21 protein-coding genes and 2 tRNA genes are annotated in these 22,401 nt (G+C 66.2%); all 23 read left to right on the forward strand.

The genetic code is table 11. From position 1 onward, the window contains the following. Positions 1 to 133: 133 nt before the first annotated feature. Positions 134 to 1,027 carry an acetyl-CoA carboxylase, carboxyltransferase subunit beta gene (accD, locus tag ACYVBS_RS10220; RefSeq protein ID WP_460823468.1) on the forward strand — a complete coding sequence of 298 codons (894 nt, stop codon included), beginning with the start codon at positions 134 to 136 and terminating at the stop codon, positions 1,025 to 1,027. Beyond that, complete coding sequence (gene glmM / locus ACYVBS_RS10225; RefSeq protein WP_460823469.1) at positions 1,024 to 2,394, forward strand: phosphoglucosamine mutase; 1,371 nt, start codon at positions 1,024 to 1,026, stop codon at positions 2,392 to 2,394. Before accD ends, glmM begins: the two co-directional genes overlap by 4 nt. Before the next feature lie 64 nt (positions 2,395 to 2,458). Next, positions 2,459 to 3,400, forward strand: a complete 942-nt coding sequence (locus tag ACYVBS_RS10230) for an isopenicillin N synthase family dioxygenase (protein WP_460823470.1) — start codon at positions 2,459 to 2,461, stop codon at positions 3,398 to 3,400. Between the two features lie 117 nt (positions 3,401 to 3,517). Further along, positions 3,518 to 4,264 carry a triose-phosphate isomerase gene (gene tpiA, locus ACYVBS_RS10235; protein ID WP_460823471.1) on the forward strand — a complete coding sequence of 249 codons (747 nt, stop codon included), beginning with the start codon at positions 3,518 to 3,520 and terminating at the stop codon, positions 4,262 to 4,264. A 21-nt stretch (positions 4,265 to 4,285) separates the two neighbouring features. Further along, positions 4,286 to 4,750, forward strand: a complete 465-nt coding sequence (gene secG, locus ACYVBS_RS10240; protein WP_460823472.1) for a preprotein translocase subunit SecG — start codon at positions 4,286 to 4,288, stop codon at positions 4,748 to 4,750. A gap of 125 nt (positions 4,751 to 4,875) precedes the next feature. After that, a tRNA-Leu gene (locus tag ACYVBS_RS10245) sits at positions 4,876 to 4,960 on the forward strand. Positions 4,961 to 5,055: 95 nt separating this feature from the next. Further along, the gene (locus tag ACYVBS_RS10250; protein ID WP_460823474.1) at positions 5,056 to 5,412 is read left to right on the forward strand and encodes an NADH-quinone oxidoreductase subunit A; all 357 of its coding nucleotides are present in this window, start codon (positions 5,056 to 5,058) and stop codon (positions 5,410 to 5,412) included. Then, positions 5,403 to 5,975, forward strand: coding sequence for a NuoB/complex I 20 kDa subunit family protein (locus ACYVBS_RS10255; protein WP_460823475.1), 573 nt, complete (start codon positions 5,403 to 5,405; stop codon positions 5,973 to 5,975). Before ACYVBS_RS10250 ends, ACYVBS_RS10255 begins: the two co-directional genes overlap by 10 nt. 1 nt (position 5,976) lies before the next feature. Then, complete coding sequence (locus tag ACYVBS_RS10260) at positions 5,977 to 6,723, forward strand: NADH-quinone oxidoreductase subunit C (RefSeq protein WP_460823477.1); 747 nt, start codon at positions 5,977 to 5,979, stop codon at positions 6,721 to 6,723. 62 nt (positions 6,724 to 6,785) lie between these two features. Further along, positions 6,786 to 8,015, forward strand: a complete 1,230-nt coding sequence (locus ACYVBS_RS10265) for an NADH-quinone oxidoreductase subunit D (protein WP_460823676.1) — start codon at positions 6,786 to 6,788, stop codon at positions 8,013 to 8,015. A 28-nt stretch (positions 8,016 to 8,043) separates the two neighbouring features. After that, positions 8,044 to 8,571 (forward strand): NADH-quinone oxidoreductase subunit NuoE, encoded by a 528-nt coding sequence (gene nuoE / locus ACYVBS_RS10270; protein ID WP_460823479.1) that lies wholly within the window; start codon positions 8,044 to 8,046, stop codon positions 8,569 to 8,571. 11 nt (positions 8,572 to 8,582) lie between these two features. Then, positions 8,583 to 9,947 carry an NADH-quinone oxidoreductase subunit NuoF gene (gene nuoF, locus ACYVBS_RS10275; RefSeq protein ID WP_460823481.1) on the forward strand — a complete coding sequence of 455 codons (1,365 nt, stop codon included), beginning with the start codon at positions 8,583 to 8,585 and terminating at the stop codon, positions 9,945 to 9,947. Next, positions 9,944 to 12,175, forward strand: coding sequence for an NADH-quinone oxidoreductase subunit NuoG (gene nuoG / locus ACYVBS_RS10280; protein ID WP_460823482.1), 2,232 nt, complete (start codon positions 9,944 to 9,946; stop codon positions 12,173 to 12,175). Before nuoF ends, nuoG begins: the two co-directional genes overlap by 4 nt. A 3-nt stretch (positions 12,176 to 12,178) precedes the next feature. Beyond that, on the forward strand, positions 12,179 to 13,240 hold the full coding sequence (gene nuoH / locus ACYVBS_RS10285) for an NADH-quinone oxidoreductase subunit NuoH (RefSeq protein ID WP_460823483.1): 1,062 nt from the start codon (positions 12,179 to 12,181) through the stop codon (positions 13,238 to 13,240). Between the two features lie 13 nt (positions 13,241 to 13,253). Next, the gene (gene nuoI, locus ACYVBS_RS10290) at positions 13,254 to 13,742 is read left to right on the forward strand and encodes an NADH-quinone oxidoreductase subunit NuoI (RefSeq protein ID WP_460823485.1); all 489 of its coding nucleotides are present in this window, start codon (positions 13,254 to 13,256) and stop codon (positions 13,740 to 13,742) included. Between the two features lie 9 nt (positions 13,743 to 13,751). Beyond that, positions 13,752 to 14,399, forward strand: a complete 648-nt coding sequence (locus tag ACYVBS_RS10295) for an NADH-quinone oxidoreductase subunit J (RefSeq protein ID WP_460823486.1) — start codon at positions 13,752 to 13,754, stop codon at positions 14,397 to 14,399. Positions 14,400 to 14,416: 17 nt separating this feature from the next. Further along, the gene (gene nuoK / locus ACYVBS_RS10300; protein WP_460823677.1) at positions 14,417 to 14,719 is read left to right on the forward strand and encodes an NADH-quinone oxidoreductase subunit NuoK; all 303 of its coding nucleotides are present in this window, start codon (positions 14,417 to 14,419) and stop codon (positions 14,717 to 14,719) included. Between the two features lie 13 nt (positions 14,720 to 14,732). Then, positions 14,733 to 16,868: an NADH-quinone oxidoreductase subunit L gene (gene nuoL / locus ACYVBS_RS10305; RefSeq protein WP_460823487.1), complete on the forward strand. Its 2,136-nt coding sequence runs from the start codon at positions 14,733 to 14,735 to the stop codon at positions 16,866 to 16,868. Positions 16,869 to 16,899: 31 nt separating this feature from the next. Further along, complete coding sequence (locus ACYVBS_RS10310; protein WP_460823678.1) at positions 16,900 to 18,414, forward strand: NADH-quinone oxidoreductase subunit M; 1,515 nt, start codon at positions 16,900 to 16,902, stop codon at positions 18,412 to 18,414. Between the two features lie 13 nt (positions 18,415 to 18,427). Then, a complete protein-coding gene (gene nuoN, locus ACYVBS_RS10315) occupies positions 18,428 to 19,903 on the forward strand; it encodes an NADH-quinone oxidoreductase subunit NuoN (protein WP_460823489.1) in 1,476 nt (491 codons plus the stop codon). A gap of 59 nt (positions 19,904 to 19,962) precedes the next feature. Continuing rightward, positions 19,963 to 20,039, forward strand: a tRNA-Met gene (locus ACYVBS_RS10320). Between the two features lie 237 nt (positions 20,040 to 20,276). Continuing rightward, complete coding sequence (gene rimP / locus ACYVBS_RS10325; RefSeq protein WP_460823491.1) at positions 20,277 to 20,882, forward strand: ribosome maturation factor RimP; 606 nt, start codon at positions 20,277 to 20,279, stop codon at positions 20,880 to 20,882. Positions 20,883 to 20,888: 6 nt separating this feature from the next. Beyond that, positions 20,889 to 22,376 (forward strand): transcription termination factor NusA, encoded by a 1,488-nt coding sequence (gene nusA / locus ACYVBS_RS10330; protein ID WP_460823492.1) that lies wholly within the window; start codon positions 20,889 to 20,891, stop codon positions 22,374 to 22,376. The last annotated feature ends 25 nt before the right edge of the window (positions 22,377 to 22,401 follow it).

A 22,401-nucleotide genomic window follows, 5' to 3' on the forward strand; every position in this document is an offset into this window, starting at 1 on the left:
GTTCTCGCGCCCCATACCCCACCGTCTCCCGCCCCTCGCACCCCCTGCGCTAAACTGACCCGCTTGGCCGGATTTGGGTGACCACCCGTCTCCGGCCCCCATGGAAAAGCCTGAACAGGGGAATACGCCACACATGTCCTGGCTCAAGAAACTCATGCCGTCCGGCATCCGCACCGAAGCCGGTGCCAACGCCAAGCGGCGCAACGTGCCCGAGGGGCTGTGGGAAAAGTGCGACCGCTGCGGCGCCGTCCTGTACCGCCCGGAGCTCGAGGAAAACCTCGAGGTCTGCCCGAAGTGCAATTTCCACATGCCCATCCGCGCCCGCGCGCGCCTGGCGTCGCTGTTTGACGAGGGCAGCACCCAGGAGCTCGGGGCTGAACTCGGCCCGACCGACGTCCTCAAGTTCAAGGACCAGAAGAAGTACTCCGATCGCATCAAGGCGGCGCAGAAGTCCACGGGCGAGCGCGACGCCATGGTCACCCTGGCGGGCAAGCTCAAGGGGCGTGACCTCGTCGCCGCCTCGTTCGACTTCGCCTACATGGGCGGCTCGATGGGGTCTGTGGTCGGCGAGCGCTTCACATTGGGCGCCGAGCGCGCGCTGGCGCTGGGCTGTCCGTTCGTGTGCTTCTCCGCCAGCGGCGGCGCGCGCATGCAGGAAAGCCTGTTCTCGCTGATGCAGATGGCGAAGACCTCGGCCGCGCTGGGCCGCCTGCGTGACGCGGGCCTGCCGTACATCTCCGTGCTGACGCACCCGACAACGGGCGGCGTATCGGCTTCGTTCGCGATGCTGGGCGACATCAACATCGCCGAGCCGGAGGCCCTGATCGGCTTCGCCGGCCCGCGCGTGATCGAGCAGACCGTGCGCGAAAAGCTGCCGGAAGGCTTCCAGCGCTCCGAATTCCTGCTCGACCACGGTGCCATCGACCAGATCTGCGACCGCCGCGAACTGCGTGATCGCCTGGCGGACCTGTTGGCGATGATGATGCGCCAGCCCGCCCAGGAGCACGATGCGGAGGCGTCGGCGTGAGTCGCCGCTATTTCGGTACCGACGGCATCCGGGGGCGGGTGGGCGAGGGGCCGATCTCGGCGGACTTCGTCCTGCGCCTGGGTAACGCCTATGGCCACGTCCTGCGCGCGGCCGCCGAGTCGCAGGCGGGGCCGCGCGGCTGGCGCAAGCCGGTGGTGATCATCGGCAAGGACACCCGGATCTCCAACTACATGTTCGAGGCCGCATTGGAAGCTGGTTTGGTGGCCGCTGGCGTGGACGTGCAGCTGATGGGGCCGATGCCCACGCCCGCGGTCGCGCACCTCACCCACTCCATGCGCGCCGATGGTGGCATCGTCATTTCGGCCTCGCACAACCCGCATTTCGACAACGGCATCAAGTTCTTCTCGGCCGAAGGCGAAAAGCTCGATGACGCCACCGAACTGGCCATCGAGAATGCCCTGGACCTGCCGTTCAGCACGGTTTCCTCCGAACGGCTGGGCAAGGCCGAGCGTACCCGCGACGCGATCGGCCGCTACGTCGAGGCGTGCAAGAACTCCGTGCCGAAGGGGTTCGACCTGGGCGGCATGCGCATCGTGGTGGACTGCGCCAACGGCGCGACCTACCGGCTCGGCCCGCTCGTGCTGGGTGAACTGGGTGCCCGCGTCGACGCCATTGGCGTCGATCCCAACGGCCTCAACATCAACGCCGGCGTCGGCTCCACGCACCCTGACAACCTGGCCGCGCGCGTGCGCGAGACCGGCGCCGACCTCGGCATTGCCTTCGACGGCGATGGCGATCGCGTGCTGTTCGTCGACGGCGACGGCGTGGTGCGCGATGGCGACGACCTGCTTTACGTGCTCGCCAGCGACTGGCAGGCCAGTGGACGCCTGCGTGGCCCCGTGGTCGGTACGCTGATGACCAACTTCGGCCTGGAGCAGGCGCTGGCGCGTATGGGCATCGGCTTCGTGCGTGCCAAGGTCGGCGACCGTCATGTGCACCAGCAGTTGCTGGCCAACGATGGCGTGCTCGGGGGTGAGGCCTCCGGGCACATCCTGTGCCTGGACCGGGCCAGCACCGGCGATGGCATCGTCAGTGCGCTGCAGGTCCTGGAGGCGCTGAAGCGCCGCGGGCTGTCCCTGCGCGAGGCGCTGGCGGGCATGACCCGTGTCCCGCAGAAGACCATCAATGTGCGATACAGCCCGGGCGCGACCCGGCCTGTGGAGGCGCCCTCCGTCCAGGCAGCGCTTGAGGCGGCCCAGACGGCGGTGCAAGGGCGCGGTCGGGCCTTTCTGCGGCCGTCCGGTACCGAGCCGGTCGTGCGGGTGACGGTCGAAGCGGATGACGCCGCGCTCGTCGATTCCACCCTGGAGCGCCTTGCAGCGGCCGTCCGCGAGGCCGCGGCCTGATCCTCGTCAAGTCGTGCCGGACTCGTGCCGGCACACTGTTCCTTCCTCTTTCCACGCCGTGACCATGACCCAGCCCCAGATTCCCACCCTCGACATTCGCCGTTTCGACACCGATCGCGAAGCATTCGTCGCCGAGCTCGGCGCGGCCTACCGCGAGTGGGGCTTTGCCGGCATCCGCGGTCACGGCATCAGCGACGAGCAGATCGCCGGCGCTTACGACGCCTTCCAGCGCTTCTTCGCGCTGCCGGAGGAGGTCAAGCGCAAGTACCACGTGCCGGGCGGCGGCGGTGCGCGCGGCTACACCCCGTTCGGCGTGGAAACCGCCAAGGGCGCGCAGCATTACGACCTCAAGGAGTTCTGGCACGTCGGCCGCGAGATCGCACGCGATTCCAAATACGCCGACGTCATGCAACCGAACCTGTGGCCGGAGGAAGTGGCTGACTTCCGCGAGAAGGCGTACGGCCTGTATACCGCCCTCGACCAGTTGGGCTCGCGCGTGCTGAGCGCGCTGGCGCTGCACATCGGCCTGCCGGAGAACTACTTCGCGGACAAGACCGACTCGGGCAACTCGATCCTGCGCCCGATCCACTACCCGCCGATCACCACGCCGGACATCCCCAACGTCCGCGCCGGTGCGCACGAAGACATCAACCTCATCACACTGCTCGTCGGTGCCAGTGCCGCGGGCCTGGAAGTGCTGTCGCGCAAGGGCGAGTGGGTGCCGTTCACTGCCGACGCCGACACCATCGTGGTCAACATCGGCGACATGCTGCAGCGCCTGACCAACCACGTGTACCCGTCCACCACGCACCGCGTGACCAATCCGCCGGGTGATCAGGCGCGCCAGCCGCGCTACTCCACGCCGTTCTTCCTGCACCCGAATCCGGATTTCCTGATCGACGTGCTGCCCTCGTGCGTCACCGCCGACAACCCCAGCCGGTATCCGGAGCCGATCACCGCGCAGGGCTATCTCGAAGAGCGCCTGCGCGAGATCAAGCTCAAGTAACGGCCACGCCCGGGCAAGCCGGATTGTGGGCGCGGTGGGGTAGAATGCCGCGCCTTTGCCGGGCGCGGGCCGTTCGCGGCCCCGCCGGGAACCAGAAGAACACGTAGGGAGTCGCTGATGCGTCGCAAGATCGTCGCCGGAAACTGGAAGCTGCATGGCAACCGCCAGTTCGCCTTTGAACTGCTGGATGCGCTCACCCCGCCGCCGCACGGCGTGGAGCTGGTCATCCTGCCGCCGCTGCCCTATGTGGGCGAGCTGGCCGATCGCTACGAGGCCACCGGCATGGCGTTCGGTGCGCAGGACGTCAGCATGAACGAGAAGGGCGCCTACACCGGCGAAGTCTCGGCCGCGATGCTCAAGGACGTGGGCGCCAAGTACGGCCTGGTGGGCCACTCCGAGCGTCGCCAGTACCACGGCGAGACCAGCGAGCTGGTGGCCCGCAAGTTCTTCGCGGCCAAGGCGAGCGGCATCACCCCCATCCTGTGCATCGGCGAGACCCTGTCCGAGCGCGAGGACGGCAAGACCGAGTGGCGCCTGGAAGAGCAGCTGGCACCGATCCTGGAGCAGGGCGGGGCGGCCGCGTTCGAAGGCGCCATCATTGCCTATGAGCCCGTGTGGGCCATCGGTTCCGGTCGGACCGCCACCCCGGAGCAGGCGCAGCAGGTCCACGCGTTCATCCGTAGCGAAATTGCCGCATACGATGCTAGAATCGCTGACTCGCTGCCGATCCTGTACGGCGGTAGCGTAAAGGCCGACAACGCCGCGGCGCTGTTCTCGCAGCCCGACGTCGATGGCGGCCTGGTAGGCGGGGCCTCGCTGGTCGCCGCCGACTTCAACGCCATCGCTGCGGCGGCGGCCCCCTGACGAATCGCTGGACTATCCCCGATGCTGGTGTTCCTCAACGTCCTCTACGTGCTGGTTGCTGTCGCGATGATCGCGCTGATCCTGATGCAGCGTGGCGCGGGCGCGCAGGCCGGTTCCGGTTTCGGCGGTGGCGCCTCCGCCACGGTGTTCGGCGCCCGCGGTGCCTCCAACTTCCTGTCCAAGTCGACGAAGTGGCTGGCCATCGTCTTCTTCGGCATCAGTCTGTTCATGGCCTGGCACGCGACCAATACCGCGACGGGTGGCTCGGCTGGCGCCCAGGACCTGGGCCTGATGTCACAGATGCCGGCCGCGCCGGCGACTGCTCCGGCGCAGGGTGGTGCGGTTCCCGCTGCCCCGGCGGCACCGGCGCAGGCCGTTCCGGCGGCCCCGGCTACCACGGCTCCCGCCACCACTCCGGCCGCTCCCGCGCCGCGGTCGGCGCCGGCTGAGCAGGGTCAGGCACCCGCCACGCCCCCGCAGGGCTGAGCTTCAGGTACCAAGGTTGTAGTCCGCCGGCATGGAAAAGTCGGTGGATGGTCTGTCACGACCAAGATCGAGTCGGCTACAATAGGCGGATTCGATGGCCAGGATGGCCAAACGCTGTAAGCAATGCCCAGATGGCGGAATTGGTAGACGCACTACCTTGAGGTGGTAGCGACTTAGGTCGTGGGGGTTCGAGTCCCCCTTTGGGCACCAACACAACGCGGTGTGGCACGCGCGACGGGCCGCATCAACGGCGCGAAATCGCCGAGCCAAGGCCGCAGCAGCGGCCATAGCTGAGAGAACATCGAGTGCTGGCCGAATACCTGCCGACCCTGCTGTTCATCGTCGTCGCCAGCGTCATCGGCGTCGCCCTCATCGTGGTGGGTAATACCCTCGGACCCAAGCGTCCCTCGTTGGAGAAACTGTCTCCATACGAGTGCGGCTTCGAAGCTTTCGAAGACGCGCGCATGCAGTTCGACGTGCGCTATTACCTCATCGCCATCCAGTTCATCATCTTTGACCTGGAAATCATCTTCATCGTGCCCTGGGCCACCGTGTTCCGCGAACTCGGTGTGGTCGGCCTTGTCGAGATGGGCATCTTCGCCAGCATGCTGTTGCTTGGCTTCGTCTACGTTTGGAAGAAGGGCGCGCTCGAATGGGAGTGATCCAGACTGTCTCGGGCCTGATGCACAACCCGCTGCCGGAAGGGCGGCTGGATGACATCCTGCTTCCCGAAGCCGACAACCCCGTCATGCAGCAGGGCTTCGTCACCACCAGCATGGACGCGCTGTGGAACTGGGCGCGCACCGGCTCGATGTGGCCGATGACGTTCGGCCTGGCGTGCTGCGCGGTGGAGATGATGCAGGCCGGCGCGTCGCGCCTGGATTTGGACCGCTACGGGGTGGTGTTCCGCCCGTCGCCGCGCCAGTCCGACGTGATGATCGTGGCCGGCACGCTGGTCAACAAGATGGCCCCGGCGCTGCGCAAGGTCTATGACCAGATGCCCGACCCCAAGTGGGTGATCTCGATGGGCAGTTGCGCGAACGGCGGTGGCTACTACCACTATTCCTATTCCGTGGTCCGCGGTTGCGATCGCGTGGTGCCGGTGGACGTGTACGTGCCGGGTTGCCCGCCGACCGCGGAGGCGCTGGTGCACGGCATCCTCCAGTTGCAGAAGAAGATCCGCCGCGGCACCAACTTCGGCGACAACAAGCAGGGTGTCCGCTGACATGGCCGGCGTTTCCGCTTCCAACGAAACCGTGATGGACTTCGTGGCGCGCCTCCAGGCGCGCTTCGCCGATGCGGCGATCACCGTCGCCACGCCGCGCGGCGAAGTGACCATCGACGTATCCGCCGACACCTGGCTGGACACCGCGCGCGCGCTGCGCGACGAGTTCGCCTTCGAGCAGTGCGTGGATGTCAGCGGCGTCGACTACCTGAGCTACGGCTCCGACGAGTGGGACACCGACGTCTCCTCCGAGGGCTTTTCCCGTGGCGTGGAAGGCAAGAGCGCCGGCCGCTTCAAGTGGGGCGAGCAGCCCAACGGTGCCGCCGCCTCGCCGGAACGCCGCTTCGCCGCGGTCGCGCACCTGCTGTCGGTGCAGCACAACCGCCGCGTGCGCCTGCGCACCTTCGCCGAAAACGACGACCTGCCGGTGGTGGCCTCGCTGACTGGCATTTGGGCTGGCACCAACTGGTTCGAGCGCGAGGCGTTCGACCTGTTCGGCATCATCTTCGAAGGCCACCCGGACCTGCGCCGCATCCTGACCGACTACGGTTTCGTCGGCTATCCGTTCCGCAAGGACTTCCCGCTGATCGGCAATGTCGAAGTGCGCTACGACGCCGAGAAGCGACGCGTGGTCTACGAACCCGTTTCCATCGAGCCGCGTGTCGGCGTGCCGCGCGTGATCCGCGACGACGCGCGCTACCAGACCGCGGTGGGCGAGGCCGCCCAGCGCGCCGAGGTGAAGAAGTGAGCGTTCCTGCGTCCAGCGTGAATACCTCGGGCCTGAAGGCCGCCGAGATCCGCAACTACACGATGAACTTCGGTCCGCAGCATCCGGCCGCGCACGGCGTGTTGCGTTTGATCCTGGAGATGGACGGCGAAGTCATCCAGCGTGCCGACCCGCACGTGGGCCTGCTGCACCGGGGCACCGAGAAGCTCGCCGAGTCCAAGCCGTTCAACCAGTCGATCGGCTACATGGACCGCCTGGACTACGTGTCGATGATGTGCAACGAGCACGCCTACGTGCGTGCGATCGAGACCCTGATGGGGATCGAGGCGCCGGAGCGTGCGCAGTACATCCGCACGATGTTCGACGAGATCACCCGCATCCTGAACCACCTGATGTGGATCGGCTCCAACGCGCTCGACCTCGGCGCGATGGCGGTGTTCCTGTATGCCTTCCGCGAGCGCGAAGAGCTGATGGACTGCTACGAAGCGGTCTCCGGCGCGCGCATGCACGCCGCGTACTACCGTCCGGGCGGCGTGTACCGCGACCTGCCGGACCGCATGCCGAAGTACAAGGAGTCGCCGTGGCGCAAGGGCCAGAAGCTCAAGCGCTTCAACGAGTGGCGTGAAGGTTCGCTGCTGGATTACCTGGAGCGCTTCACCCAGGACTTCCCGGCGCGCGTCGATGAATACGAGACGCTGCTGACCGACAACCGCATCTGGAAGCAGCGCACCGTCGGCATCGGCGTGGTGTCGCCGGAGCAGGCGCTGGCGTGGGGCATGACCGGCGCGATGATCCGCGGCTCGGGCATTGCGTGGGACCTGCGCAAGAAGCAGCCGTACGCCAAGTACGCCGAGATGGATTTCGACATCCCGGTCGGTGTCAACGGCGACTGCTACGACCGCTACTTGGTCCGCGTGGCCGAGATGCGCCAGTCCAACCGCATCATCCAGCAGTGCGTGAAGTGGCTGAAGGCCAATCCGGGTCCGGTCATCGTCGACAACTTCAAGGTCGCTCCGCCGTCGCGCGAGGGTATGAAGGACGACATGGAAGCCCTGATCCACCACTTCAAGCTGTTCTCCGAGGGCTACTGCGTGCCGGCGGGCGAAACTTACGCCGCCGTCGAAGCGCCCAAGGGCGAGTTCGGCTGCTACCTGGTGTCCGACGGTGCCAACAAGCCGTTCCGCGTCAAGCTGCGCGCGCCGGGCTTCGCGCACCTGTCGTCGATGGACGAAATCGTGAAGGGCCACATGCTGGCCGACGTCGTGGCGATGATCGGTACCTACGATCTCGTGTTCGGCGAGGTCGACCGCTGATCGCGGCGGCCGTTGAGGATCTGAATCAATGAAGGCGACTGGAAATTTCGAGGCCTGTCAGAACGTCGACCCGATGGTCGTGCTGTCCGACAAGACCCGTGCGCACATCGACCACTGGCTGACCAAGTTCCCGCCGGACCGCAAGCGTTCGGCGGTGCTGCAGGGTCTGCATGCCGCGCAGGAGCAGAACGACGGCTGGCTGAGCGACGAGCTGATCGCCGCCGTAGCCAAGTACCTCGACCTGCCGCCGGTGTGGGCGTACGAAGTTGCGAGCTTCTACTCGATGTTCGAGACGCAGAAGGTCGGCCGCAACAACGTCGCCTTCTGCACCAACATCAGTTGCTGGCTCAACGGCGCCGAGGACCTGGTCAAGCACGCCGAGCAGAAGCTGGGCTGCAAGCTGGGCGAGTCCACCGCCGACGGCCGCGTCTACCTCAAGCGTGAGGAAGAGTGCGTGGCCGCGTGCTGTGGCGCGCCGGTGGTCGTCATCAACGGTCATTACCACGAGAAGCTGGACACCGCGAAGGTGGACGAGCTGCTCGACGGGCTGAAGTGAGGCACGGACAGATGGCGCACTCGCACCACGACTACTCCAAGGGCTACGGCCCGGTCGGCCCGGCCCCGCAGGAGCACAACGTCGTCTATACGACGCTGCACTACGACACCCCGTGGTCGTACGAGAACTACCTCAAGACCGGTGGCTATGCCGCCTGGCGCAAGATCCTGACCGAAAAGATGGATCCGGCCGCCGTCGTCGAGATGGTCAAGCAATCCGGCCTGCGCGGTCGCGGTGGCGCAGGCTTCCCGACCGGCCTGAAGTGGAGCTTCATGCCCAAGGGCCCGGGGCAGAAGTACATCCTGTGCAACTCCGACGAGTCCGAGCCGGGTACTGCCAAGGACCGCGACATCCTGCGCTACAACCCCCATGCCGTGGTCGAAGGCCTGGCCATCGCCTGCTACGCGACGGGTTCGACGGTCGCCTACAACTACCTGCGTGGTGAGTTCCACCATGAGCCGTTCGAGCATTTCGAGCAGGCGCTGAAGGAAGCCTACGAGAACGGCTGGCTGGGCAAGAACGTGCTCGACAGTGGCGTGGACGTGGACATCTACGGCGCGCTCGGTGCCGGCGCCTACATCTGCGGCGAAGAGACCGCGCTGATGGAGTCGCTGGAAGGCAAGAAGGGCCAGCCGCGCTACAAGCCGCCGTTCCCGGCCAACTTCGGCCTGTACGGCAAGCCGACCACGATCAACAACACCGAGACCTATGCCTCGGTGCCGGCGATCATCCGCAATGGCGGCGAGTGGTTCCTCAACCTCGGCAAGCCGAACAACGGCGGCCCGAAGATCTTCTCGGTCAGCGGCCACGTCACCAAGCCGGGCAATTACGAGATCCGCCTGGGCACCCCGTTCGCTGACCTTCTGGCGATGGCCGGCGGGCTGCGACCGGGCCGCAAGCTCAAGGCCGTGATCCCCGGCGGTTCTTCGATGAAGGTGCTGCCGGCCGACGCGATGATGGCCTGCACCATGGACTACGACTCGATCCAGAAGGCCGGTTCGGGCCTGGGTTCGGGCGCCGTCATTGTGATGGACGACACCACCTGCATGGTGCGCGCCACCCAGCGCATCAGCCGCTTCTACTTCAAGGAGAGCTGCGGCCAGTGCACGCCGTGCCGCGAAGGCACCGGCTGGATGTACCGCATGCTGACCCGCATCGTCGACAAGACCGCGACGCTGGAAGACCTGCAGATGCTGCGCGCCGCCGCGGGCCAGATCGAAGGCCACACCATCTGCGCGTTCGGCGAAGCCGCCGCGTGGCCGGTGCAGGGCATGCTGCACCACTTCTGGGACGAGTTCGAATACGCGATCGTGAACAAGCGCTTCCTGGTCGATGACCAGCGCGCCGGCACCGTCGTGGAAAAGGTAGCCGCATGAGCGCACAGCCCGCCAATCCAAACGTTCCGCCGGATCACGTATCGATCGAGATCGACGGCGTGGCGATGACCGCGCCCAAGGGCTCGATGATCATCCATGCCGCCGACAAGGCCGGCATTCCGATCCCGCGTTTCTGCTACCACGACAAGCTGAGCGTGGCGGCCAACTGCCGCATGTGCCTGGTCGAGGTCGAGAAGATGCCGAAGCCAGCACCGGCCTGCGCCACGCCGGTGATGGAAGGCATGAAGGTCGTCACGCGCAGCGAGAAGTCGCTCAAGTCGCAGCGCAACGTCATGGAATTCCTGCTGATCAACCACCCGCTGGATTGCCCGGTCTGTGATCAGGGCGGCGAGTGCGAGTTGCAGGACCTGTCGATGGGCTACGGTCGCTCGGTCAGCCGTTTCTCCGAGCGCAAGCGTTCGGTGCCCGACGAGGACATGGGGCCGCTGGTCGCCACCGAGATGACCCGCTGCATCCAGTGCACGCGCTGCGTGCGCTTCACCGCGGAAGTCGCCGGCACCTACGAGCTGGGCGGCATGTACCGCGGCGAGAACCTGCAGATCGGCACCTTTGACGGCAAGCCGCTGACCACCGAGCTGTCGGGCAACGTTATCGACGTGTGCCCGGTCGGCGCGCTGACCAACAAGGTGTTCCAGTTCAAGGCCCGCCCGTGGGAACTGACCGCGCGCGAGTCGCTCGGCTACCACGACGCGCTGGGCAGCAACCTGTTCCACCACGTGCGTCGCGGCGAAGTGCTGCGCACCGTGCCGCGCGACAACGAAGCGGTCAACGAGTGCTGGCTGTCGGACCGCGACCGTTATTCGCACCAGGGCCTGTACGCCGCCGACCGCGCCAAGCAGCCGCTGGTCAAGGATGGCGATGACTGGCGTGAGGCCTCGTGGGACGAGGCGCTGGCCAAGGCCGCGCACATCCTGCGCAACAACGGCGGCGACAACCTCGGCATCCTGGCGCACCCGGCCACCTCCAACGAGGAAGGCGCGCTGCTGGCCCGCCTGGCCAAAGCGCTGGGCACCGGCAACCTCGACCACCGCATCAGCCAGAACGACCTGAGCGACGCCGCGACCGCCGACATCTTCGGCATGCCGGTGGCGGACATTGAGTCGGCAGATCTGGTCGTGATCGTGGGTTCCAACCTGCGCCACGAGCTGCCGCTGGTGCACCAGCGCGTGCGCAAAGCCTCGCGCAAGGGCGCGAAGGTGCACGTGGTCAATCCGGTCGATTTCGACTTCACCTTCGACATCGCCGGCAAGCAGATCGTCGCGCCGTCCAAGCTGGCGGACGCGTTGTCCGAGGCCGGTCTGGTGGAGGCCGCGAAGGCCGCCAACCACGCCGTGGTGATCGTCGGTGCGCTGGCCGAGAACGGCCCGTACGCCGCCGCCATCCGCAAGGCCGTGGCTGCACTTGGCGCCGCCACCAACACCGCCGTCTGCCGCATCCCGCAGGGCGCGAACGCCGTCGGCCTGGCCGACTACGGCGTGCTGCCCACCGCGCGTGATGCGCAGGGCATGCTGGCCGACGCGCGTTCTGCCTACGTCATCTACGGCATCGAGCCGGGCATGGATTTCGCCGACACCGCGACCGCGATGAAGGCGCTCAATGGCGCGCAGGTCGTGGCGTTCAGCCACTTCGCGTGCCGCTCCACCCGTGCCGTCGCCGACGTGATCCTGCCGATCGGCCTGCTGCCGGAAGTGGACGCCACGCTGACCAACCTGGACGGCCGCGATCAGGTGGCCGTGGCTGGCGGCAAGCTGCCGGGCGAAGCGCGTGCCGGCTGGCGCGTGCTGCGCGCACTGGGCGGCGAACTGGCGGCTGAAGGCTTCGAGTTCACCGACCTGGCCGGCCTGCGTGCCGGTCTGCAGCGCCAGGAAGTCACCGTTGCGGCCGGCAAGGCGCCGTTGGTGGCGGGCGAGGGCCTGGAGATTGCCTCCAGCATCGCCATCTACCGCAGCGACGCAGTGGTCCGCCGCGCACCCGCGCTGCAGTCGCACCCACTCAATGTCGAACCGCGTGCCACGTTGCATCCGGAAGACGCCGCTGCGCTCGGCTTCGCCGATGGCGCGATGGCCAAGTTCCAGGCCGGGCAGGGCACGGCCGCATTGCCGATCGCGGTGAGCGACAAGGTCGCCCGCGGCACGGTGTGGGTGGAAAGCGGCCACGGTGCGACCGCGCCGATGGGCGCCGGCCGCGCTCAGGCGGGGAGGGCCTGATTCATGCTCGAGACCTTGATTGACCCGATTCGCGCGTTCTTCGAGTCGTTCGGTGCCGTTGGCATCGCGGCCTGGATCGTGCTGAAGATCCTGCTGGTCGCCATGCCGGTGATCATCGCCGTGGCGTTCTACGTCGTCTGGGAGCGCAAGCTCATCGGTTGGATGCACGTCCGCCACGGGCCGATGTACGTGGGCATGGGCATCCTCCAGGCCTTCGCCGACGTCTTCAAGCTGCTGTTCAAGGAAGTCATCCGCCCGACCAACGCGTCGCCGGCGCTGTACGTCCTGGCGCCGATGCTGGCGATGGTGCCGGCACTGGCCGCGTGGGCGGTGATCCCGTTCGACACCAAGCTGGTGCTGTCCAACGCCAACGCGGGCCTGCTGTACCTGCTGGCGATGACCTCGATGGGTGTGTACGGCGTGATCCTCGCCGGCTGGGCCTCCAACTCCAAGTACGCGTTCCTCGGTGCGATGCGCGCCTCGGCGCAGATGATCTCCTACGAGATCGCGATGGGCTTCGCGCTGGTCGGCGTGATGGTCGCCGCCGGCAGCCTCAACCTGTCCGAGATCGTGATGGCGCAGGCGGGTCACGCCGGCTTCCTCGAGTGGTTCTGGCTGCCGCTGCTGCCGCTGTTCGTGATCTACTTCATCTCCGGCGTGGCCGAGACCAACCGCGCGCCGTTCGACGTGGTGGAAGGCGAGTCAGAGATCGTGGCCGGCCACATGGTCGAGTACTCGGGTTCGCAGTTCGCGCTGTTCTTCCTGGCCGAATACGCGAACATGATCCTGATCAGCTTCCTGACGGCGATCTTCTTCCTCGGCGGCTGGCTGAGCCCGTTCCATGGCTGGGGCATCCCGCTGCTGTCGGTCGATGGCTGGTGGTGGCTGTTCGCGAAGGTATTCTTCTTCGCCAGCTGCTTCATCTGGTTCCGCGCCTCGTTCCCGCGCTACCGCTATGACCAGATCATGCGGCTGGGCTGGAAGGTGTTCATCCCGATCACCATCGCGTGGATCGTGGTGGTGGCGCTGATGGCGTACTTCCGCGTCTTTGAGCCGGGGCAGTGAGGCAGACACAGGCATGAATCGCATCGTTTCCTACTTCAAGAGCCTGCTGCTGATCGAGCTGTCGCAGGGCCTTTGGCTGACGCTGAAGTACCTGTTCCGCCCGAAGTACACGCTCATGTACCCGATGGAGAAGACGCCGCAGTCGCCGCGCTTCCGCGGCGTGCATGCGTTGCGCCGCTACCCCAATGGGGAAGAGCGCTGCATCGCGTGCAAGCTGTGCGAGGCCGTGTGCCCGGCGCTGGCCATCACCATCGACTCGGAAAAGCGCGAGGACGGCACCCGCCGCACCACCCGCTACGAGATCGACCTGTTCAAGTGCATCTTCTGCGGCTTCTGCGAGGAGTCGTGCCCGGTGGACTCGATCGTCGAGACCCACGTGCACGAGTACCACTTCGAGCAGCGCGGCCAGAACATCCTGACCAAGCCGAAGTTGCTGGCCATTGGTGACCGCCTCGAAGCGGAAATCGCCGAGCGCCGCGCTTCCGACGCGCCGTTCCGCTGAGGGCCCGCCATGGATTTCGCAACGATTGCCTTCTTCGTGTTCGCCCTCACGGCGGTGGCCTCGGCCGTGGCCGTGATCAGCATGAAGAACACCGTGCACGCGGCGCTGTCGCTGGTGCTGACTTTCTTCTCCGTGGCCTGCGTGTGGCTGATCGCCGGTGCCGAGTTCCTCGGCGTCGCGCTGGTGCTGGTCTACGTCGGCGCGGTGATGGTGCTGTTCCTGTTCGTGGTGATGATGCTCGACGTCGATGCCGAGCCGCTGCGTGAGGGTTACGTACGCTACCTGCCTGTCGGCCTGCTGGTCGCCGCGGCGATGCTGGTGGAGATCCTGATCCTCATCGGCGTGAAGGCGCAGACCGCCATCCCGCTGACGCCGGACGCCGCCGACATGGCCGGCGTGTCGAACACCGCGTGGCTGGCCCGCGCGCTGTTCACCCGCTTCCTGCTGCCGTTCGAAGTGGCGGCGGTGATCCTGACCGTCGCGGTCATCGCGGCCGTGATGCTGACCCTGCGCCGCCGTCCCGGTGCCAAGCACCAGAACCCCGGTGCCCAAGCCCGCGTGCGTGCTGGCGACCGCCTGCGCATGGTGAAGATGGACGCGTCCAAGCCGGCCGTGCTCGAGGCCACTGAAGCCGCCGCCGAGGAGGTGAAGTCGTGAACCTGCTTGCTTCCGGGCTGACCCCGGGCCACTTCCTCGCGCTGGGCGCCGCGCTGTTCTGCATCGCCATCGCGGGCATCTTCCTCAACCGCAAGAACGTGATCGTGCTGCTGATGTGCCTGGAGCTGCTGCTCCTGGCGGTCAACATCAACTTCGTGACGTTCGCGCGCCAGCTCGGCGACGAGGCCGGCCAGGTGTTCGTGTTCTTCATCCTCACCGTGGCCGCCGCCGAGGCCGCCATCGGCCTGGCGATCCTCGTCACGCTGTTCCGCAACCGGCGCACGATCAACGTCGCCGAAATCGATTCGATGAAGGGCTGATCCGATGCCGGGCATGGAGTTCGCAATTTCCAAGTCGGTGCTGCTGGCCATCGTGCTGGCACCGCTGCTGGGCTCGATCATCGCCGGCCTGTTCGGACGGCAGGTGGGTCGCGCCGGCGCGCACAGCATCACCATCCTCGGCGTGGCGGTCAGCTGCGCGCTGTCGGGCTACGTGCTGTGGCAGCTGGTGGGGCAGGGCGCGGCACCGTTCAACGAGAACCTCTACACCTGGTTCCAGGTGGGTGGGTTCGAGGCGCACGTCGGCTTCATGGTCGACAAGCTCACCGCCATGATGATGGTGGTGGTCACCTTCGTGTCGCTGCTGGTGCACATCTACACCATCGGCTACATGCACGAAGATCCGGGCTACCAGCGCTTCTTCAGCTACATCTCTCTGTTCACCTTCTCGATGCTCATGCTGGTCATGAGCAACAACTTCCTGCAGCTGTTCTTCGGCTGGGAAGCGGTGGGTCTGGTGTCGTACCTGCTGATCGGCTTCTGGTTCAAGAAGCCGACCGCGGTGTTCGCCAACCTGAAGGCGTTCCTGGTCAACCGCGTGGGTGACTTCGGCTTCCTGCTCGGTATCGCCGGTGTGGTGCTGATGTTCGGCTCGCTGGACTACGGCACCGTGTTCGCCAACGCCCCGACCATCGAAGGCGCGACCATCGCGATCTTCGACGGGCACGAGTGGTCAGTCGCCACCCTGATCTGCATCTGCCTGTTCATCGGCGCGATGGGCAAGTCGGCCCAGGTGCCCTTGCATGTGTGGCTGCCGGACTCGATGGAAGGCCCGACCCCGATCTCGGCGCTGATCCACGCCGCGACCATGGTTACCGCGGGCATCTTCATGGTGGCGCGCATGTCGCCGCTGTTCGAGATGTCCGAGACCGCGCTGCAGTTCATCCTGTTCATCGGTGCCACCACCGCGTTCTGGACCGGCCTGATCGGCATCGTGCAGAACGACATCAAGCGCGTGGTCGCGTACTCGACCCTGTCGCAGCTGGGCTACATGACCGTGGCGCTCGGTGCCTCGGCCTACAGCGCTGGCGTGTTCCACCTGATGACCCATGCCTTCTTCAAGGCGCTGCTGTTCCTGGGCGCGGGCTCGGTGATCATCGGCATGCACCACGAGCAGGACATGCGCCGCATGGGCGGCCTGCGCAAGTACATGCCGATCACTTACATCACCATGGTCATCGGTACCCTGGCGCTGGTCGGGACGCCGTTCTTCAGTGGCTTCTACTCGAAGGACACCATCATCGAGGCCGCCAAGCACGTGTCCGAGCACCGTGGCTGGGTCGGGCAGTACGCCTACTGGGCGGTGCTGCTGGGCGCGTTCGTGACCTCGTTCTACAGCTTCCGCCTGCTGTACCTGACGTTCCACGGCAAGGAGCGCTTCCACGCCGCGCCGCCGGCGGACTACGTCGCGCCGGAAGCCGACAGTGACGAGCACGCCGCCGCGTTCTCGCATGAGCACGATGCGAACGGCCACGGCCATGACGCGCACGGCCACGACGACCATGGTCACGGCCATGGCCACGCGCCGCACGAGTCGCCGTGGGTGGTGACGCTGCCGCTGGTGCTGCTGGCGATCCCGTCGATCCTGATAGGTTTCTTCACCGTCGGCCCGATGCTGTTCGGTACCGACTGGACCGGTCACCACGAGCAGTTGCCGTTCTTCCTGGGCGCCATTGACCTGACGGCGGCCCGCGACACGGTGCTCGCGCTCAAGCAGGAGCTGTGGCACGGCCCGGTGGCGTTCGCGCTGCACGGCTTCAAGGCGCCGGCGTTCTGGCTGGCTTTCGCGGGCTTCGCGTTGGCGACCTTCATGTACCTGCTCAAGCCGGAACTGCCGGGCAAGGTGGCGCACGCGCTGAAGCTGCCGATCCGCATCCTGGAGAACAAGTACGGCATGGACGCGCTGTGGATCAACGGCTTTGCCGGGGGCGGTATCGCGCTGGGCAAGCTGTCGCGGATCATCGACTCGCGCGTCATCGACGGCGCCGCGGTCAATGGCAGCGCCAGCCTCGTCGACTTCACCGCCCGTCTGGTCCGCCGTGTCCAGTCCGGTTACCTCTACCACTACGCCTTCGCGATGATCCTCGGCCTGATTGTGCTCTTGGCCCTGCTCATCCGTTCCTGGCACTGACGACAAGGACCGAGACGTGAGCCCCGAGCCCTTGCAGAGTTCCTTCCCCTTGCTCAGCCTCCTGATCTGGCTGCCGATCATCGGCGGCGCCGCCACCCTGTTCTTCGGCAACGAGCGCGCCAATGCCGCGCGCTGGTTCGCCACCGCGGTCGCCGCGGCGGCGCTGCTGCTGAGCTTCCCGTTGTTCACCGGCTTCGACATGGCCAGCCCGGCCATGCAGTTTGTCGAGAGTCGCGCTTGGATCCCGGCCTACAACATCCAGTACTCCCTGGGCGCCGACGGTATCTCGGTGGCGCTGATCGGCCTGACCACGCTGACCTCACTGCTGGTGCTGATCAGCGCGTGGACGTCGATCGACAAGCGTGTCAGCCAGTACTACGCGGCGTTCCTGATCCTCGAAGGCCTGATGATCGGCGTGTTCTCGGCGCTGGACGCGATGCTGTTCTATGTCTTCTTCGAAGGCATGCTCATCCCGATGTTCATCATCATCGGCGTGTGGGGCGGTCCGCGCCGCGTGTACGCGTCGGTGAAGTTCTTCCTGTACACCTTCCTCGGTTCGGTCTTCATGCTGATCGGGCTGGTGTACCTGTACCTGAAGGGCGGCAGCTGGCAGCTGGCCGACATGTACAACCTGCCGCTCAACGCGACTGAGCAGATGTGGCTGTTCTTCGGCTTCCTGATCGCGTTCGCGGTGAAGGTGCCGATGTTCCCGGTGCACACCTGGTTGCCGGACGCGCACGTGGAAGCGCCGACCGCCGGTTCGGTGATCCTGGCCGCGATCATGCTGAAGATCGGTGGCTACGGCTTCATCCGCTTCACCCTGCCGATCGTTCCGGATGCCGGACACGAGTGGGCATGGCTGGTGATCGCGCTGAGCCTGATCGCGGTAGTCTATGTCGGCCTCGTCGCCCTGGTGCAGGACGACATGAAGAAGCTGATTGCCTATTCGTCGGTCTCGCACATGGGCTTCGTTACCCTGGGCACGTTCATCGCCTTCGGCCTGGTGCGCGACTTCGGCAATACCGACGCCGCCCGCCTCGGCATGCAGGGCGCGATGGTGCAGATGATCAGCCACGGCTTCATCTCGGCCGCCATGTTTACCAGCGTGGGCGTGCTGTACGACCGCATGCACAGTCGCATGATCAAGGACTACGGCGGCGTCGCCAACGTGATGCCGTGGTTCGCGGTGTTCTACGTGCTGTTCGCGATGGCCAACTCCGGCCTGCCGGGCACGTCGGGTTTCGTGGGCGAGTTCATGGTGATCCTGGCCAGCTTCCAGAAGCATCCGCTGATCGCCTTTACCGCGGCGACCACGCTGATCATCGGCGCCGGTTACACCCTGTGGCTGACCAAGCGCATCCTGTGGGGCGACGTGGGCAACAAGCACGTGGCCGAGCTGGAGGACATCAATGCCCGCGAAGCGTTCGTGCTGGGTGTGTTCGCCGCCGGCGTGCTGCTGCTGGGCGTGTATCCCAAGCCGCTGACCGATCTGATGGAGCCGGCGATCGCGCAGCTCGCCACCCAGATCGCCTCGACCAAGCTTTAAAGAAGGGCTGACGATGACCCTGCCTGTGACTGTTACCAACGACCAGCCCCTGGTGGCGGTACGTTCCGCCGCCGAACTGGCGCCACTCCTGCCGGAGCTGGTGCTGGTGGGCGGTGCGTTCGCGCTGCTGATGCTGGACCTGTTCCTGCCCGAGCGCCGCCGCGTGGTGACCCACCTGCTCGGTGTGGCGCTGCTGCTGGCGGTGGCGGCCATGGTCGCTGCCGGCGTGGGCGGGCACGGCACGATCCTGAGCGGCATGTTCGTCCGCGACACCGCTGCGGACGTGCTGAAGATCGGCATCGCGCTGGTGAGTGCGTTGGCGATGGTCTATGCGTGGCCGTTCCTGCGCGAGCGCGGTCTGTACAAGGGTGAAGTCACCGTACTGATGCTGTTCGCGGCGCTCGGCATGATGCTGATGGTCTCGTCGGCGACGCTGGTGATGGTGTACGTGGGCCTGGAAATGCTGGCGCTGTGCTCCTACGCGCTGGTGGTGACCGACCGCGACAGCCCGCTGGCGTCTGAAGCCGGCATCAAGTACTTCGTGCTGGGTGCGCTGGCCTCGGGCCTGCTGCTGTACGGCATGTCGCTGGTCTATGGCGCAACCGGGTCGCTGGATCTGCACGCGATTTCCGCCGTCGCCGACGGCAGTGCATCGCTGATGCTGGTTACGGGCCTGGTGTTCGTGGTCACAGGCATCGCCTTCAAGTTCGGCGCGGCGCCGTTCCACATGTGGCTGCCCGACGTGTATCACGGCGCGCCGACCCCGATCACGCTGTTCATCGGCTCCGCGCCGAAGCTGGCCGCATTCGGTATGACCTACCGGCTGCTCGAGTCGGGCATGGGGCCGCTGGACAGTCATTGGCGCCTGATGCTCGCGGGTCTGGCCGTGCTGTCGCTGGCCATCGGCAACCTCAGCGCGCTGGTGCAGTCCAACCTCAAGCGGCTGTTGGCCTATTCGACCGTGTCGCACGTCGGTTTCCTGTTTATCGGCTTTGCCGGTGGCGGTTCCCAGGGCTATGCGTCGGCGATGTTCTACGCCATCAGCTACGCGATCATGTCGGCCGCGGCGTTCGGCGCCATCGTGGTGATGTCGCGCCAGGGGTTCGAGGCCGATCGCATCGAAGACTACAAGGGTCTGAACGCGCGCAACCCGTGGCTCGCCGGCCTGGTCCTGTGCGTCATGGCCTCGCTGGCCGGCGTGCCGCCGTTCCTGGGCTTCTGGGCCAAGCTGGCCGTGCTGCGCGCTGCCATCGAAGGCGGCATGCTGTGGCTGGCCATCGTCGGCGTGGTGTTTGCCGTGGTGGGCGCGTTCTACTACCTGCGGGTGGTCAAGGCGATGTACTTCGACGAGCCGGAAGGCAATGCCCCGGAAATCCGCGACAACCGCCCGCTGCACATTGCGTTCGGCGTCAATGCGCTCGCGCTGCTGGCGCTGGGTTTCGCGTGGAATCCGATCATGGCGTGGTGCCAGGCCGCGTTCGCGGTGTAAGAAAATTCATGAACGGGGGTTGCGGTAACTGATAACCCCCTGTAACATTGTTCGTCTGATGCGGGGTGGAGCAGTCTGGCAGCTCGTCGGGCTCATAACCCGAAGGTCGCAGGTTCAAATCCTGCCCCCGCTACCACATTCTAGTCGCGGCGCCGGTTGGATCGGTGCCTCGAAGCAGGGCCTCTCGGGGTGGCTTCACGGCTTGGGTGCTTGGGCTTGGTGACGCGCACTGCTCACGCGTCACGCCGACATCCAGTTGTACCGGACAAGGGGCCCATCGGGCCCCTTGTTGCGTTTGGGGCAAAAAGCTTTTTCGTAGACCGCTGGATTTGCAGTAGCCACTCGCAAGTCAACATCGCAGGAGCTCGTACGCGTGACGGACAAGGCGACCGAAATTTCCAATCTGCTGGCCCCGACGGTGGCGTCGCTGGGCGTCGAACTGTTGGGCGTGGAGTACCTTCCGTCGCCGGGCGGGGCCACGCTGCGCCTGTACATCGACATGCCGGAAGGCACCGAGCCGGGCGAGGATGGCGAGCCGCGCATGGTCGGCATCGACGAGTGCGAGGCCGTCAGCCGCGAGGTGTCGGCACAGCTCGACGTCGAGGACCCGATCAGCGGCAATTACACGCTCGAGGTCTCCTCTCCGGGCATTGATCGCCCGCTGTTCAGCGCTGCGCATTTCGCGCGCTTCGCGGGTGGGTCGGCCAAGGTGACGCTCAAGCTGCCGCAAGACGGCCGCCGGCGCCTGCAAGGCCGGATCGATGCCGTGGAAGGTGACACGGTCACGTTCAGCATCGACGGCACGCCGTTTGTCGTGTCGGTCGACAACATTGAGAAGGCGCGCCTGGTCCCCGATTGGGTGGCCCTGGGCATGGCGCCGGCAAAAGACAAGTCCGGCCGCGATGCGCGCCCGGGCAAGAGCAAATCCAACAAATCCACCAAGAAGCCGGCGGCCGACAAGCCGTCCCGTGCGGAGTAACCAGAGATGAGCAAGGAACTGTTGCTGGTCGTTGACGCGGTCGCCAATGAGAAGGGCGTGCCGCGCGAAGTGATCTTCGAGGCCATCGAGGCCGCGCTGGCGTCGGCTGCCAAGAAGCGCTACCAGGACGAGGACGTGCTGGTGCGCGTCAAGATCGACCAGAAGGACGGTAGCTACGAGACCTTCCGCCGAATGGAAGTCGTGGCCGATGACGTGGTCATGGACTCGGTCGACCGCCAGATCCGCCTAATGGACGCCATCGACGAAGTCGAAGGCGTCGAGGTAGGCGATTACATCGAGGAGCAGATCGAGAATCCGGAGTTCGGTCGCATCGCCGCGCAGGCCGCCAAGCAGGTGATCGTGCAGCGCGTGCGCGAGGCCGAGCGCCAGCAGGTCGTGGACGCCTGGAAGGATCGCCTGGGTGAGCTGGTCACCGGTGTGGTCAAGCGCGTGGAGCGCGGCAACATCTACGTGGACCTGGGCGGCAACGCCGAGGCCATCATTCCGAAGGACAAGGGCATTCCGCGCGACGTGGTCCGCACCGGCGACCGCATCCGCGGCTACCTGTTCGACGTGCGTACCGAGCCGCGTGGCCCGCAGCTGTTCATCAGCCGCGCGGCGCCGGAGTTCATGATGGAACTGTTCAAGCTCGAGGTCCCGGAAGTGGGCCAGGGCCTGGTGTCCATCAAGGCCTGTGCGCGCGACCCGGGTGACCGCGCCAAGATCGCTGTCCTGGCCCACGACAATCGCACCGATCCGATCGGCGCGTGCATCGGCATGCGCGGCTCGCGCGTGCAGGCGGTGAGCAACGAGCTCAACGGCGAGCGCGTGGATATCGTGCTGTGGTCCGACAATCCGGCGCAGTTCGTGATCAATGCGATGGCGCCTGCCGAGGTCCAGTCGATCATCGTCGACGAGGAAAAGCACTCGATGGACCTGGCCGTGGCGGAAGAGCGCCTCGCCCAGGCGATCGGCAAGGGCGGCCAGAACGTGCGCCTGGCGAGCCGCTTGACCGGCTGGCAGCTCAACGTGATGACCGCCGACCAGGTGCAGGCCAAGAGCGAGGCCGAGCAGGCCGCCGCCCGCCAGCTGTTCATGGACAAGCTGGAAGTCGATGAGGAAATCGCCGGCATCTTGGTGTCTGAGGGCTTCAACACGGTCGAGGAAATTGCCTACGTGCCGGTGGGAGAGCTGCTGGCCGTCGAGGGCTTCGACGAGGACATCGTCGAAGAGCTGCGTTCGCGTGCCCGCGACGCGCTGCTCAACGACGCGCTGGCCGCCGAGGAGCAACTGGAGGAGCATCAGCCGGCCGCCGACCTGCTCTCGCTGGAAGGCATGGACGAGGCCACCGCCTACGCCCTGGCCGCCCGTGGCGTGGTCACCCGCGACGACCTGGCGGACATGGCCACCGACGAGCTCACTGATATCGAGGGCATCGACCAGGAACGCGCCGCGGCGCTGATCATGGAAGCCCGCAAGCACTGGTTCGAGTAATTCCGGACGGCCTGTGACCCTGAAC

It is taken from the genome of Lysobacter olei, from assembly GCF_054777355.1.

What these genes read in the sequence shown, in the direction of transcription:
- secG (WP_460823472.1), top strand. Translation starts at nt 4,286, where the DNA reads ATGCTGGTGTTCCTCAACGTCCTCTACGTGCTGGTTGCTGTCGCGATG.
- nusA (WP_460823492.1), top strand. Translation starts at nt 20,889, where the DNA reads ATGAGCAAGGAACTGTTGCTGGTCGTTGACGCGGTCGCCAATGAGAAG.
- nuoN (WP_460823489.1), top strand. Translation starts at nt 18,428, where the DNA reads ATGACCCTGCCTGTGACTGTTACCAACGACCAGCCCCTGGTGGCGGTA.
- nuoI (WP_460823485.1), top strand. Translation starts at nt 13,254, where the DNA reads ATGAATCGCATCGTTTCCTACTTCAAGAGCCTGCTGCTGATCGAGCTG.
- accD (WP_460823468.1), top strand. Translation starts at nt 134, where the DNA reads ATGTCCTGGCTCAAGAAACTCATGCCGTCCGGCATCCGCACCGAAGCC.
- ACYVBS_RS10230 (WP_460823470.1), top strand. Translation starts at nt 2,459, where the DNA reads ATGACCCAGCCCCAGATTCCCACCCTCGACATTCGCCGTTTCGACACC.
- nuoE (WP_460823479.1), top strand. Translation starts at nt 8,044, where the DNA reads ATGAAGGCGACTGGAAATTTCGAGGCCTGTCAGAACGTCGACCCGATG.
- nuoL (WP_460823487.1), top strand. Translation starts at nt 14,733, where the DNA reads ATGGAGTTCGCAATTTCCAAGTCGGTGCTGCTGGCCATCGTGCTGGCA.
- nuoF (WP_460823481.1), top strand. Translation starts at nt 8,583, where the DNA reads ATGGCGCACTCGCACCACGACTACTCCAAGGGCTACGGCCCGGTCGGC.
- ACYVBS_RS10260 (WP_460823477.1), top strand. Translation starts at nt 5,977, where the DNA reads ATGGCCGGCGTTTCCGCTTCCAACGAAACCGTGATGGACTTCGTGGCG.
- ACYVBS_RS10295 (WP_460823486.1), top strand. Translation starts at nt 13,752, where the DNA reads ATGGATTTCGCAACGATTGCCTTCTTCGTGTTCGCCCTCACGGCGGTG.
- ACYVBS_RS10255 (WP_460823475.1), top strand. Translation starts at nt 5,403, where the DNA reads ATGGGAGTGATCCAGACTGTCTCGGGCCTGATGCACAACCCGCTGCCG.
- nuoH (WP_460823483.1), top strand. Translation starts at nt 12,179, where the DNA reads ATGCTCGAGACCTTGATTGACCCGATTCGCGCGTTCTTCGAGTCGTTC.
- tpiA (WP_460823471.1), top strand. Translation starts at nt 3,518, where the DNA reads ATGCGTCGCAAGATCGTCGCCGGAAACTGGAAGCTGCATGGCAACCGC.
- ACYVBS_RS10265 (WP_460823676.1), top strand. Translation starts at nt 6,786, where the DNA reads ATGAACTTCGGTCCGCAGCATCCGGCCGCGCACGGCGTGTTGCGTTTG.
- nuoG (WP_460823482.1), top strand. Translation starts at nt 9,944, where the DNA reads ATGAGCGCACAGCCCGCCAATCCAAACGTTCCGCCGGATCACGTATCG.